Source organism: Akkermansia sp. RCC_12PD, assembly GCF_036417355.1.
In the GTDB taxonomy this organism is placed as follows: Bacteria; Verrucomicrobiota; Verrucomicrobiia; order Verrucomicrobiales; family Akkermansiaceae; genus Akkermansia.
On sequence record NZ_CP143889.1, the window covers coordinates 1,052,478 to 1,065,811 of the forward strand.

Annotated in this window: 14 protein-coding genes and 1 other RNA gene; 7 read left to right on the forward strand and 8 right to left on the reverse strand. The window is 57.1% G+C overall.

Features of this window, described 5'->3' with window-relative positions:
* Positions 1 to 12: 12 nt before the first annotated feature.
* The 7 genes from rpsE to V3C20_RS04365 form a co-directional block, all read right to left on the reverse strand.
* Entirely contained in the window at positions 13 to 675 is a 663-nt protein-coding gene (gene rpsE, locus V3C20_RS04335; protein WP_205068522.1) for a 30S ribosomal protein S5, read from the reverse strand.
* 16 nt (positions 676 to 691) lie between these two features.
* On the reverse strand, positions 692 to 1,054 hold the full coding sequence (gene rplR / locus V3C20_RS04340) for a 50S ribosomal protein L18 (protein ID WP_130084394.1): 363 nt from the start codon (positions 1,052 to 1,054) through the stop codon (positions 692 to 694).
* A 35-nt stretch (positions 1,055 to 1,089) separates the two neighbouring features.
* Complete coding sequence (gene rplF, locus V3C20_RS04345; RefSeq protein ID WP_067572230.1) at positions 1,090 to 1,629, reverse strand: 50S ribosomal protein L6; 540 nt, start codon at positions 1,627 to 1,629, stop codon at positions 1,090 to 1,092.
* Positions 1,630 to 1,650: 21 nt separating this feature from the next.
* Positions 1,651 to 2,052 (reverse strand): 30S ribosomal protein S8, encoded by a 402-nt coding sequence (rpsH, locus tag V3C20_RS04350; protein ID WP_067572228.1) that lies wholly within the window; start codon positions 2,050 to 2,052, stop codon positions 1,651 to 1,653.
* A gap of 12 nt (positions 2,053 to 2,064) precedes the next feature.
* Positions 2,065 to 2,646 (reverse strand): 50S ribosomal protein L5, encoded by a 582-nt coding sequence (rplE, locus tag V3C20_RS04355; RefSeq protein WP_130084395.1) that lies wholly within the window; start codon positions 2,644 to 2,646, stop codon positions 2,065 to 2,067.
* Between the two features lie 63 nt (positions 2,647 to 2,709).
* Positions 2,710 to 2,937: a 50S ribosomal protein L24 gene (rplX, locus tag V3C20_RS04360; protein ID WP_130084396.1), complete on the reverse strand. Its 228-nt coding sequence runs from the start codon at positions 2,935 to 2,937 to the stop codon at positions 2,710 to 2,712.
* A 268-nt stretch (positions 2,938 to 3,205) separates the two neighbouring features.
* Complete coding sequence (locus V3C20_RS04365) at positions 3,206 to 4,078, reverse strand: NAD(+)/NADH kinase (RefSeq protein ID WP_161981389.1); 873 nt, start codon at positions 4,076 to 4,078, stop codon at positions 3,206 to 3,208.
* Positions 4,079 to 4,228: 150 nt separating this feature from the next.
* Here V3C20_RS04365 and V3C20_RS04370 point away from each other — a divergent pair, with 150 nt between their 5' ends.
* From V3C20_RS04370 to V3C20_RS04385, 4 genes are all read left to right on the forward strand, one after another.
* Positions 4,229 to 4,738, forward strand: coding sequence for a septal ring lytic transglycosylase RlpA family protein (locus tag V3C20_RS04370; RefSeq protein ID WP_202975676.1), 510 nt, complete (start codon positions 4,229 to 4,231; stop codon positions 4,736 to 4,738).
* Between the two features lie 40 nt (positions 4,739 to 4,778).
* Positions 4,779 to 6,161 carry a bifunctional UDP-sugar hydrolase/5'-nucleotidase gene (locus V3C20_RS04375; protein ID WP_330935423.1) on the forward strand — a complete coding sequence of 461 codons (1,383 nt, stop codon included), beginning with the start codon at positions 4,779 to 4,781 and terminating at the stop codon, positions 6,159 to 6,161.
* Positions 6,162 to 6,524: 363 nt separating this feature from the next.
* The gene (locus tag V3C20_RS04380; protein ID WP_330935424.1) at positions 6,525 to 6,992 is read left to right on the forward strand and encodes a hypothetical protein; all 468 of its coding nucleotides are present in this window, start codon (positions 6,525 to 6,527) and stop codon (positions 6,990 to 6,992) included.
* Positions 6,952 to 9,162, forward strand: a complete 2,211-nt coding sequence (locus V3C20_RS04385) for a DEAD/DEAH box helicase (protein ID WP_330935425.1) — start codon at positions 6,952 to 6,954, stop codon at positions 9,160 to 9,162. Before V3C20_RS04380 ends, V3C20_RS04385 begins: the two co-directional genes overlap by 41 nt.
* A 137-nt stretch (positions 9,163 to 9,299) precedes the next feature.
* On the opposite strand, the gene V3C20_RS04390 is transcribed toward V3C20_RS04385, so the two are convergent.
* The gene (locus V3C20_RS04390; RefSeq protein ID WP_130084400.1) at positions 9,300 to 10,721 is read right to left on the reverse strand and encodes a Gfo/Idh/MocA family oxidoreductase; all 1,422 of its coding nucleotides are present in this window, start codon (positions 10,719 to 10,721) and stop codon (positions 9,300 to 9,302) included.
* Positions 10,722 to 10,886: 165 nt separating this feature from the next.
* Here V3C20_RS04390 and V3C20_RS04395 point away from each other — a divergent pair, with 165 nt between their 5' ends.
* The 3 genes from V3C20_RS04395 to V3C20_RS04405 all read left to right on the forward strand — a co-directional run bounded on the left by V3C20_RS04395 (position 10,887) and on the right by V3C20_RS04405 (position 13,325).
* A complete protein-coding gene (locus V3C20_RS04395; protein WP_130084401.1) occupies positions 10,887 to 11,903 on the forward strand; it encodes a hypothetical protein in 1,017 nt (338 codons plus the stop codon).
* A gap of 51 nt (positions 11,904 to 11,954) precedes the next feature.
* Positions 11,955 to 12,048: signal recognition particle sRNA small type (gene ffs, locus V3C20_RS04400), an RNA gene on the forward strand.
* A 62-nt stretch (positions 12,049 to 12,110) separates the two neighbouring features.
* Positions 12,111 to 13,325: a folylpolyglutamate synthase/dihydrofolate synthase family protein gene (locus V3C20_RS04405; RefSeq protein ID WP_161981392.1), complete on the forward strand. Its 1,215-nt coding sequence runs from the start codon at positions 12,111 to 12,113 to the stop codon at positions 13,323 to 13,325.
* The last annotated feature ends 9 nt before the right edge of the window (positions 13,326 to 13,334 follow it).

Consider the following 13,334-nt stretch of genomic DNA (forward strand, 5'->3'; position numbering starts at 1 on the left):
CTCCTTGTCAAATTAGATAGCCTTTTCCTTCTTTTTGCCGCGGTCGGCAAGCACCTGGTCGCTCGTACGCAGGGAAGCGAGAGCCTGCAGGGTGGCCTTCACCACGTTGGCGTGGTTGGAGGAACCCAGAGACTTGGCAACGATGTCGCGCACGCCGGCTGCTTCCAGCACGGCACGGATGGTGTTGCCTGCGATCAGACCGGTACCGGGGGAGGCTGGTTTCAGGAGCACCTTGCCGCCGCCGAATTCGGAGTAAACTTCGTGCGGAATCGTGCCGTTGACGATGGACACGGGACGAAGCTGACGCTTGGCGGACTCCGTAGCCTTGCGGATGGCGTCGGCCACTTCGTTAGCCTTGCCGAAGCCGAATCCTACGCGGCCTTCCATATCGCCGCTCACGACGAGGGCGGAGAAGGAGAAGCGACGGCCGCCCTTGACGACTTTGGCGCAACGGTTGATGAACACAACCTTTTCAGCCAACTGGGGACCTTCTTCAACAGGAGCTTCAGTCTGGGGACCACGGCGTCCGTCACGGCGCGGACCGCGGCCATTCTGACCGTCACGACGGGGACCGCGGGGGCCGCGGAAGTCACGACCGGCAGGTGCGGTTTGCTGCGCTTGGGCGGGAGCGGGAGCTTCCGTAGCAGGAGCAGTGTTTTCCGTTTCGTTATTCATTTAGGGAATCTTTCAATTAGAATTTCAAACCAGTTTCACGGGCGGCGTCGGCCAGGGCCTTCACTTTGCCGCAGAACTTGAACCCACCGCGGTCGAAGACGACTTCGGTGACGTTGGCGGCCTTCGCACGTTCGCCGATCAGGTTGCCCACCTTGACGGCGGAAGCGCAGTTGGCGAGCTTGGAAGGGTCGGCGATGGAGGCATCGGCCGTGGACGCGGAGCAGATTGTCTTGCCTGCCGTGTCGTCGATGATCTGGGCATAGACGTGACGGTTGGAGAAGTAGACAGCCAGCCGGGGGCGGGAAGCCGTACCGGAGAGCTTTCTGCGGATGCGGCGGTGCACCTTGGCGCGGACGGCTTTGCGATTGATAGTACTCATCGTGTATAAATATGTTGCAATAGTTATTACCTGAATTACTTACCGACGCTCTTGCCTTCCTTGCGGCGGATAACTTCACCGGCGAAGCGCACACCCTTGCCCTTGTAGGGTTCCGGGGGATAGTACGCACGGACTTCAGCGGCAAACTGGCCCACGACCTGCTTGTCGATGCCTTCAACCGTCACTTTCGTGTTTTCGGTCACGGTCACCTTGAGGCCTTCGGGAATCACCTGGTTAATCGGATGGGACTTGCCCAGGTTCAGGTCCAGGATGTTGCCCTTGACGGCGGCGCGGAAACCGACGCCGACGATTTCAAGGTTCTTGACGAAACCTTCGGAAACGCCAATGACCATGTTGTTCAGAAGAGAACGGTTCGTGCCGTGCAGAGCGCGGAGCTGACGGCTTTCGCCAGCGCGGTCAACGGACAGCTGATTGCCTTCAACGGTAGCGGTGATGCCTTCCGGGAGCGTCCAGGAAAGCTTGCCTTTGGGGCCTTCCACCTGTACGGAGGAGCCGTTAACCTTTACCGTTACCTTGTCCGGCAATGTGATGGATTTTTTACCAACTCGGGACATATGATTTAGGAAATGTTAAGGTTACCAGACAAGGGCGAGAAGTTCGCCGCCGATGCTCTGCTTGCGCGCCTGCGCACCAGTCATCACACCACGGGAGGTGGAGACGATGGCAATGCCAAGCCCACTGAGGACGCGGGGAATGTCCTGGGAAGAAACGTACTGGCGGCGCCCCGGCTTGGAGCTGCGCTTCACGTCGGTGACAACCGGCTTGCCCTGGGGGGTAAACTTGGTCTTTACCTTGATTTGCTTCTTCACACCTTCACCGATCACTTCGTAGCTCCAGATGTAGCCTTCTTCCTGAAGAATACGGGCGATTTCCACCTTGATGCCGGAGCAGGGTGCGGTAAATTCCTCATTGCCGGCCAGGCTGGCATTCTTCAAACGGGTGAGGAAGTCGGAAATAGGGTCACTTAATACGGCCATAATAAGAAATAGTTAAGCGTTAGCGGTTTGAGTTTCTTCAGCCTTCTTCGCTTCGCGCATGGGCACGCCCAAGGCACGGAGCAGGTCGCGACCTTCATCGTCCGTGGGAGCGGACGTCACGAAAATGATATCGAAACCAATCTGGCGCTTGATCTGGTCAAGCTCGATTTCAGGGAAGATGGACTGGTCGGAAATACCAATGGCATAGTTCCCGTTGCCGTCAAAGGACTTGTAGGGAAGGCCGCGGAAGTCGCGGATATTGGGGGCGGTGATATTGATGAAGCGGTCCAGGAATTCCCACATGCGGGCACCGCGCAGCGTTACGCGGGCTCCCAGAGGTTCGCCTTCGCGCACCTTGAAGTTGGCCACGCTCTTGCGGGCATAAGTGATGGACGGCTTCTGTCCGGTAATTTTTGCGATTTCGTTGACAGCATCTTCCACGGCCTGCTTGCGGTCCGGGTGCTTGCCCATGCAGGAGGTGACAACAATCTTCTCCAGACGGGGAATCTGATGCACGTTCTTGTATGCATGCTTCGCTTGAAGGCCGGGAACGACCTTTTCACGGTAGTATGTTTGCAGTGTTGGTGTACTCATTGTTTTAGCGGGTCAGCTCTTGATAATGATTTTATGGCTTAAGCGCAGGGTCAGGCAAAAAGCCTAGCCTACTTTCTTCACGTTGGAGATGTGAATCGGGCCGTTGATCTCCTGAATGCCGCCTTCCGGATTCTGTTCGGTCGGGCGCACGGCTTTTTTCAGTGTGCGGGCGCCTTCTACGATGACAGTACCTTTAGCAGCATTTACGGCGAGAACGGTGCCGCGCTTGCCCTTGTGGTTACGTCCGGCGATGATTTCTACTTCATCACCTTTTTTCACGTGGGTCTTCATATATGACTATTTCTTACGCGTTTATGCGATTAAGATCTACCACCCCCTTGGTGGCAGGGCAGGAAGAGTATTATAGGATGTGCCTTTTCGTCAAGCCCGCATCCTAAAAAAATCGTTTTTAGTTCTTGAACACGAAAAACGCACGCAGAAGAAGGGAGGTTCCCACTGTCTATTTAAATTCTCTTTTTCCGGCTCCGGTTTTCACGGAAAGGATATCTTCCGGCAACGGACGAACATCGCCGGGGCATCTCTGGCCGCTTTTGTTGCATCAGTCCTCATCGGAAGGAATTTCCGCACCCTGCCAGCGCAACTTGGCGCGCAGGAGGGCGCCGAAGTTCTGTTCCCGGAGATGCACCAGGACCAGGCTTTCCGGGGCCTTGCGGATAAGCAGGCTTTCTCCCACTTCCATGGGATAGGCGGAACGTCCGTCCAGGGAATACACCATGGAGTCAAAGCGTCCGCGGCGTTCCCTCGGCCTCAGGCGGATGGTCATGGTATCCGGCAGAACCACGGACCGGTTGGTGAGACTGTGCGGGCAAATGGGCGTAACGCACACCACGCGGGACATGGGCCATACCAGCGGACCGCCGGCGGAAAGGGAATACGCGGTGGAACCGGTAGGGGTGGAAACCAGCACGCCGTCCGCATGATAGCGGTTCAACAATTCCCCGTCTATTTCCGCATCCAGGTCCACCATTTTTCCCGTCTGCGCGCGGATTAGAGAAACCTCATTCAGGGCCAGCTTGCGTATGGATTCCGGAACGCCGTCCACCCTGATTCTTGTCACTTCCAGCATGGCGCGCTCATCTGTCTGGTAGGAACCCTCCTGAAGGGCATACGCCAGCAACGGAAGCTCCTGCACGGAACAGGTAGTCATGAAGCCCAGCCTGCCCAGATTCACGCCGGCCAGGGGCACATGGTGCATGGCCGCCAGAGAAGATACGGTGAGCATGGTCCCATCCCCTCCAAATGTCACCAGCATGCCGCACCGGGGGATCATCTGTTCCAGGTCTTCCGGCGTCTCAATAACGCAGGAGTCCAGTCCGTGACGGGAAAGTTCACGGCGCATGATGCGCAACGCTTCCACCAGGCCTGGTTTCTCCGCCAGAGCAACCAGGCCAATTACCTTGGGAGGGTTCATGCGTGCAATGTACTCCATTTCCATCCCCTGCTCAACTGGTAAACCATGGCCGGGGAAAGATTTCCGTCCGACCCGGAAAACCACTAAATTCCAATTCCTCGTTCTTTTTTTGTTATACAGGATTATAAATATGTGTTAAGGATAAAAAACGTGAAATGGCCCATCCTCCTTCTGTTGCCCTGCCTGCTGCCCGCCTGTTCTACAACAGGAAAAAGCCCGCATGTCCGGAATACGGCTTCGTCCGTGCAGGCAACGGAGGCGCATGTAAAAAATGCCCCCTACAAAGCCGGCGGAAAGAGATATGTTCCCATGAGCGTGCAGGAAGCCCTGGACTACAAGGAAACGGGGTATGCCTCCTGGTACGGCGGAACAAAACGGCGCCTCAGGACGTCCTCCGGAGAGCATATCAATCCCCGAACTTCACTGACGGCGGCCCACAAGACACTCCCGATGCCATGCAAAGTAAAGGTTACGTGCCTGAAAACCGGAAAATCCGTCATTGTGAGGGTCAACAACCGCGGACCATTTCACAGCAACCGTCTGATCGACCTGACCCCGGCAGCCGCGCACCGCATCAATTTGAAAGGCCGCGGCATTGGAAAAGTTCGTCTGGAAGTAGTCTCCGTGGGCGACGGCAAATATGAAATCTTCGCTCGTTAGCCATACATTTCATTACCTTTCTTTGTATTTCCGTTCATCCATGATCTCTTCCCGCATTCTCCTTGCCGGACTGTTCTGCCTGTGTCCGCTTTCCCTGGCACAGAAAATTGAACCGGACCCCAAACATACGCTGATCATCATCTCCACCAGCGACATTCACGGCAATCTGGATAAATTCCCGAAACTGGCCACCCTGGTGAAAAAATACCGTTCCAAATTCCCTCATGTGCTGCTGATGGATTCAGGAGACTATTTCATGGGCAATCCCTTCGTGGACGACTGGGAAAAACCCGGCCTGCCCATCACCATCCTGATGAACAAGCTGGGATATGACGCGGCGACCATCGGCAACCACGACATGGACTATGGACAAACGGCCCTCCGCGACCACATCAAGGGAATGCCGGGAACAAAATTCGTCGTCACCAATCTTTCTCCTTCTCCGGTTCTGGAAAACTGTTTCCTTCCCTATGCCGCCATTCCCATCAAGGGGACTCCCATTTCCGTAGGCGTTATCGGACTGGTGGACATGCAGACTACGGATATCCTGAAAATGGACGGCATTACATGGAAACTGCCGACTGAAATGGACTACAAAGGCATCATGGACAGATTCCGCCTCCATCACAATACAATCAATATTATCCTTAGCCATATGGGGTATGATCACGATCTGAGAATGATGAAATATTCTCCGAACATCGACGTCATTCTGGGCGGCCATACCCATGTCATGCTGCCCAAGGGCCATCTCAGGACCGGCTCCCTGCTCAGCCACACGGGGCACAGGCTGAGCCACGCAGGAGTCACCAAGATCATCTTCTCCACGGATGAAAAGCCGGCCGTCCTCTCCAAATCCACGGAAGCCGTATCTCTGGAGACCCTTCCTGACGATCCGGAAGTTGAAGCGATTGTCAGGCAGTTCACCTCCAACCCCTTTTTCAACCAGCAAATTGCTATTGCCAAGGAAGAAATTACGCACGTTACCATAGGCCGCTATTTCTGCAAGGCCATCCAGAAAGCGGCAAACGCAGACATCGCCATTTACAACCGCGGCGGAGTCCGGGCCAAAACTCATCTTTCCAAAGGTCCCGTAACTATCAAGGACGTCTATGAAATGGAGCCGTTCCGGGAAACGGTCGTCACCTGCAAAATGACCAAGGCGGACATCGAACAACTGATCCTGACCAAATTCATGGCTCCCATGGAAAAGGAAGGCGGCATGCTGGAAGTTTACAGTTCCGGCTTCTCCTACCAAATCATGGACGGCATTAACCCAAGCATCACCAGCACATTGAGGGACGGAGTGGTATACACCGTCGCCATGGGCGACTCGCCATGGGCGACTACCTGTGCAATAATTTCAACTTTCCCCAGCAGGGAGAAGGTACCGCTGCCGGGAAATCCGTACGCCAGGCATTAATCTCCTACCTCACGCAGCTCAAGGAGCTGGTCAATCCCCCGCCTACCCAGCTTCCCATCATCAGAAAGACGACATTCTCCCTGTAAACACGGAAAACATGAAGGAAGAAATGGAACATTTCTCCGCTTTCTGACAAGCTGCGGCATAAAATCCACTGCGCCGGAATCATTTTCCCAACGCAATTTTCGCAACTGCGGCACTCCGGTGTCAGAGTTTTTCTCAGACCGTGTTTCCGTCCCTTTCGTTTTCTGCGGCGTCCTTGCAGAAACACAGGGAGCGATTGAACGCACCGCAGGCCCATGTTATAATCATAGAGCTATGCAGCCGGAACCCCATCATGCAGTACCGGAGCGAAACAGAAACATGGACGACCTCCACATCCTGCCATCCGGAGCGCCTGCAATGGCCAGCCCGCCTTTTGACCGGCTGTTTGAAGCAGGCTCCGGACAGGGATTGTACGCTCTTGCCACTTCCAGCTGGGAAACGCCGCTGGGTACGGCGGCCTTTTTCATGAAAACCATGGCAAGGCAGGCCCTCACCCGCATGGCCCATGCCGCCGCCGAACGGCCTGACGAGGTTGACAGCGTGCTGGACCACCTTCTTCCCAATGCTGCGGAAAGAGTATCCCTGGCGGATCAGTTCCCCCCCGTGCCGGGCGGCGAATACATCACGCCCACTGTCATCTCCGGATGGTTTGAAGACTTCCGCCGCCTGGTAAAAAAGGAAACCGGCATACGCGGCATCACGCCTGCCGCATGGCTGAAGGCCCTGGGAGCGCCCTGGGACCAGATTGGCAAAGTGTTTTTTTCATCTGGCGGAAAACCGGGATGATTCCACGGGGCTGCGCCCCTTCGCCTTTATGGCCACTTTTGCGCACCAAAGCGCGGCGGACAACCAGATACGGCATCTGCCCCTTTCCTCCGCCCTGAAACTTCATGAAGGCAATCATGCGGCCCTGCTCGCCGTCCTCCAGCCTTTGCAGGAAGCCGCCCGTGGAAGCCGGCTGCTCCAAAACCTGCTGGAAAGCGGGAAAATATACTCCCCCCTGGCCTGGAGCGCTTCGGAAGCCAGGGACTTCCTGCAGGACAGCTCCCTTTATGAGCGGGCGGGGATCATGGTCCGCATGGTGAACCTGTGGAAAAAGGCGCCTCCCAGGCTTCAGGTGAAAGTCACGGCTGATACGGCGGACGGAGAAAAAGCCATCCATTCCTCCGGCCTTTCCATCTCCACCCTGTTGAAATTTTCCGTTTCCGCCACGCTGGGTGGCAGGGACCTCACGCCGGAAGAACTGGAAGAACTGCTCAATAACGGAGACGGCCTTATCCGTTTCAAGGGAGAGTGGGTTCGCGTGGACGCCCAAAAGGTGAAAGACCTCATGGAACGCTGGAACAGGGCGGCACACATGATGAGTTCTCTGGGCATTCCCCTGGTGCAGGGGCTGCGGCTGCTGGTGAACGGACCTGCGGACCGCCTGGCGGAACTCCCGGAGCCGGACGAAGACTGCCTGATGGAACCGGGCGGCAATCTCCGCAACATCCTGGACGTGCTGGCGGGAAATTCCCCCGTACTCGTGCCGGAACTGCCGCCTCATTTGGACAGGATTCTGCGGCCTTACCAGAAGGAAGGCTTCTCTTTCCTGTACAGAACCACGGAAAGAGGATTCGGAGCCTGCCTGGCGGACGACATGGGACTGGGAAAAACCCTTCAGGCCATTGCATGGCTGGATACGCTGAGACGCCAGGAAAAACTGGAGGCCGTGCCGGCGCTCATCGTTGCCCCGGCCTCCCTGCTGGGCAACTGGAAAGAGGAAGCGGAACGCTTCGCTCCGGAACTCGTCCTGCGTATCATGCACCCTTCCGTTCCGGATTCCTGGCAGCCTTTCCCAAACCCGCTGGACACCCCATGCCACGCCGTCATCACTACCTACGGCATGGCCGTGCGTACTCCAGCCCTGGCAGACCTGCATTTTCCCGCCATTGTTCTGGATGAGGCGCAAGCCGTCAAAAATGCTTCTTCCGCGCGTTCCCGCGCCATTCGCGCCCTGCACGGAGACAGGCGGATTGCCCTGTCCGGAACTCCCGTGGAAAACACCCTGAATGAAATTTGGAGCCTGATGGAATTCCTGAATCCAGGACTGCTTGGAAACAGAAAGAGTTTTGAGAAATTCACCCGCTCCCTGGAACAAGGATATGCCCCCCTCCGCCGCCTGATTCGCCCCTTTATTCTGCGCAGAATGAAAACGGATCCGGCGCTGGTTCCGGATCTGCCGGACAAAACGGAAATCCCCGCCTACTGCCAATTGACCCCGGAACAGGCCGCTCTGTACCATCACCAGATAGACACCCTGCACGCGATGCTGGACGAGCCGGACCCGGCCAAACGTCTCATGCTCGTCCTCCCCGTGCTGGCACGGCTCAAGCAAATCTGCAACCATCCCGCCCAATTCCAGGGTACGGACGATTATCTTCCGGAACGCTCCGGAAAATTCCTCCGTCTTCAGGATCTGTGCTCCTCCATCGCGGCGCGACAGGAAAAAGTCATTCTGTTCACCCAGTTCCGCTCCGTCATCCCCCATCTGCACGACCTGCTTTCCGGGATTTTCGGCCGTCCGGGCCTCACATTGCATGGGGGTACGCCCATTCCGGAACGGCAGAACATCGTCTCCTCCTTCCAAAAAGAATCAGGTCCCCCCTTCTGTATCCTGTCCTTGAAAGCAGCGGGAACCGGGCTGACGCTGACGCAGGCCTCCCACGTCATCCATGTGGACCGCTGGTGGAATCCCGCCGTGGAAAGCCAAGCGACCGACCGCGCCTACCGCATCGGACAGCACCGCAATGTTCTGGTGCACCACCTGATTTGCCGCGGTACCATTGAAGACCGCATTGACGCCATGCTGACGGAAAAACGCCGCATGGCGGATGATCTGTTCTCCGGAGGGCCGGAACAATGGCTGATGAACATGAGCCCGGAAGAATTGAAGAAACTGCTTTGCCAATCCTGAACAACGGATTAACTGCCCTCTGGCGGGCAAGCCGGATGTTCCTTGTTCCGCCCGCACAAGCAAGCCTCATGGCCCGTATAATTGCGTCCATGAGACTCTTGCCCTTGTGGAGGTGACGCCCTGGAAAAACACCCGGTTCAGGAAATAACCGCCAGAGGAGCCGTGGTCTTCCAGCCGCCGCGGGTGAAATCCGGAAACTCCACGGGAACGCCGCCCTGCGCGATGGAGTGCGCCGTCAAGGGCAGCAGGGAGGACCAGTAGGCTCCTTCATAAACGTTCTGATCCATCGGCTCTCCGCGGCGCAGACATTCCACCATGCGGTACAGCATCACGAAGTCCATGCCCCCGTGGCCGCCCATCTTCATGGCCAGATCTCCTATGCGCTTCCAGAGAGGATGGTCATATTTCTCATAAACAGCTTTCAGCCCGTCCTTCCCCTGAATCCATTCGTGATAATTGCCGTTGCCCAGCTTCTCCCCGGCTACGCGGGTGGGAAAACCCGCCAGGGTGCCGCCAGTTCCCTGAATCAGATTGGAACGCGAATAGGGGCGGGGAGACGTTTCGTCCAGTTGAACGACGATGGTCCGTCCCAGATTCGTTTTCACAATCGCCGTATTCATGTCTCCGCACACAAAGGGCGTGCGGTTCCAGCGGTGGTCGGGAGGAAGATGCTTTTTGGCGTAGGCCGTACGCCCCAGAGCCGGGGAGGCAAACGCCGCCAGACGGCTGAAATTGTCGTCCTTGCGCGCCAGGCTCATGTATTGGGCCACCGGTCCCAGGCCATGCGTGGGATACAGGTTGCCGTTGATTCTGGTATGGTACTCGGGCCGCCAGGCTCCCTCCCCGCGGGTATCTCCCAACTGCGTCACCAGGCAATGGATATAGGAGGCTTCACCGTGGAGCAGATCCCCAATCATTCCCTGCCGGACCATGTTGAGGAACATGAGCTCGTCGCGCCCGTAATTGACGTTTTCCATCATCATGCAGTGTTTTTGCGTTGCCTCACTGGTATCCACGATCTTCCAGAGCTCTTCCAGGGAAACGGCCATGGGCACTTCCACAAAGGCGTGCGCTCCGTTCCGCATGCTATCGCATGCGATGCGGGCATGAGAACTCCAATCCGTGCTGATGATGACCGCATCCGGCTTCAGCTCGCGGAGCATGGTGAGATACTCCATTTCACCGCCGGAATATCCCGCAGGCTTTTTCCCCGTTTTTTTCCGTACCCTGTCCACTCCGCGTTCCGTCAGATCCCGCTTCAAGTCGCACACGCCGGTAATCTCCACGCCGTCCATCACGCACATCTGAGCCAGGTGGGAGAAACCGCGGCCACCCACGCCGATGAAAGCTATCCTGACCCGGTCCAGAGCGGGAGCCCGGAACCCGCCCATGTACACGGAACCGGAGGGGCGGGAAGACGCCGGAGCACCAGTGCTCCAAAGACACTCTTCCGAGGGAATATCCAGGGCCTGTACCGTGAAACCGTTCCCGACCGCAGCCGCTCCGGCGGCCAGCCCCAGGGATTTGAGAAATTCTCTGCGAGATGAAAAAATAGACATAATCTGCAAGTATAATTCAATGGAAGATACGCCCTTTCCATACCGGATTTATCACCTCTCCTGAAGAGGATGAAAAAAGAAGCGGATGGCTCATTTTATGATTTGCAAAGGCCCGGTAAGCTTCCACTATGACAGAACCTACTGCCTACTGTCCCACTTCAAGTTATGCGCTACTTCCTTCTCATCCTGCTGCTCGCCGGAGGTTATTACGGCTGGAATTATTATCAAACCGATCTCGTGCCCCGGCATGAGGAAATCAAGGCCTTGGAAATGGAACCCTATCCGGAACTGGATGCGGCCCAAATGCGCTTTGACGAACTGGCGGAACTCCACGAACAGCAGGCGGCGCGCCTCCAGGCGGCCATCCAGCGCAAGGAGGAAGCCGTCCGGAAATACTGGGACGGCCAAATGGAAAAGGCGGACAAGGCTGCGGCGGTTTCAAAAACACCACGCGCCTCTTCCGGGACGCCCCATTCCCGTACTGCGGAAGACCGGATTGCCCGGCTGCTGCAACAATACGACAAACGTGCTGCGGACGTAGAAGAACTCCAGAGCAAGCTGAATACCACCAGGCAACAGCTTTCCGCCGCCCAGGCACGGCTTCAGGAACAAATCCGCCAGGTGGAAACTCGGCTGGACATCGACCGCATTCAGCGTGCGGAAGCCTCCAACACGAAGAGCAAGGAATTCAAGGTGACGGAAAACAGGCAGGAATTGCTCAAGCTCCAGACCAGCCTTCCCCAGGAACTGGAACGCATTACCCGGAAAGGGGAGGCCATGATCCGGCAGCAGACGGAAGCCTGGGAAAAGGCGAAAAGGGAGCTTTCCCTGTTCCAGAACAAGGTGGACAGGCAGATTGCCAGCATCAGGGACACGATGAATTCCCCCCTGGCGGAGGAATATGACGATACGGCCATTCTAGCGGAGGATCCCGAATTCCAGGCCATGATCGCCCCGTTCGACCAGGCGGTAAGCCATGAAGAAAGCCTGACCATGCGGACGGAGGCGAATGTGGAGGAACAGGCCAAGGTAGTACACAGCCTGCAGAGGATCAGGGACGGGAGCATTGAGGAATACCGCAGCCGCCTGAAACAGGAGGAACAAATTTTCTTCACGGCGGCCACTGTTATCGGCGCGGTCCTTCTGGTCTCCCTTCTGCTCTCCTTCACCAGGAGGAAATGAACTCTTTGATGGTTGACACTGCACGGCAAACCTAGTTTACTGTCCAGGCCGCCGGGAACCCGTGGAGGCACGACTGGCAAACCCCGCCAGGACCGAGAGGTAGCAACGGTAGCTTGTTCGTGTTTGCCGCGTCCGTTCCCGGCGGTATTTTGTTGAACGGCTCACGCCGGGATTGAACCGGGGGACTCTCATGGTAGAATGCCGCCCATGAACGTATCCGCCGCTCTTGACTGGCTGTTTTCCACCCAATTCTTCGGAATCAAGCTGGGACTTGAAAACACCCGGAAACTGCTGCAGGTGGCAGGTGCAGACCACCCGGACGCCATCGTCGTCCACGTGGCCGGCACCAACGGCAAGGGTTCCACCTGCGCCATGATTGAAGCGCTGGCGCGTGCAAAAGGCTATAAAACCGGCCTGTTCACTTCTCCCCATCTGGTGGAGTTTGCCGAACGCATCCGCGTGAACGGGGAAATGATTCCCCGGGACGCCCTGACGGCAGAAATCCTCTTTCTGAAAAACCTTGTGGAAGGATGGGAACAGTCCCCCACCTTCTTTGAACTGGCCCTGGCCGTCGCCCTGCGCCACTTCATCAGGAACAGTGCAGATTTCATCATTCTGGAAACGGGGCTGGGCGGCAGGCTGGACGCCACGAATGCCCTGCGCAAGGACATCGCGGTGCTGGCTCCCATCGGGCTGGACCACCAGCAGTATCTGGGAAACACTCTTGCGGAAATTGCCGGAGAAAAGGCGGCGATCATTGCTTCCGGCAAGCCCGTCGTCACCGCTGTTCAGGAACCGGAAGCCATAGCCGTCATCGAACGGACGGCACGGGAACGGCTCTCCCCGCTTACCGTTGCGCGAGCGGACAGCGACACTCCCCGGCCCTCTCTTCCCGGAACGCATCAGCTTGAAAATGCTGCACTTGCGCTTGAAACAATGAAACAGCTCAATGCCCTCCCGGAAAGTACCCTGGCAGATAAAGCCCTGAAATCCGTGCAGTGGCCCGGCAGGTTCGAGCGCATCGGCACGCCGCCCCTGGTACTGGACGGAGCGCACAATGAACACGCCGCCCGCGTTCTGGCCGCCACATGGAACGAAGAATTTCCCGGACAAAAGGCGGCTCTGGTCTTTGCCGCAGCCGCGGACAAGCACATTCGGGACATGATTCCCGTTTTCCGGGAAATTGCGGGAGAATGGCACCTGGTGCCCTGTTCATCCCCACGCATCATGCCTGCGGAAGACATGGGCGCCCTGCTGAAAAACCTCGTATCCGAACCTGTTTTTATTCATTCTTCCCTCTCCGAAGGGCTCCGCAAGGCGGCGGACTCCTCCCTGCCCGCCCTGGCCGCCGGTTCCCTCTTCCTGCTCGGAGACCTGAAAGCCCTGCTCCGCCGCACGGAAAAGCGCAGTACCTCCCAGTAAACAGAACTT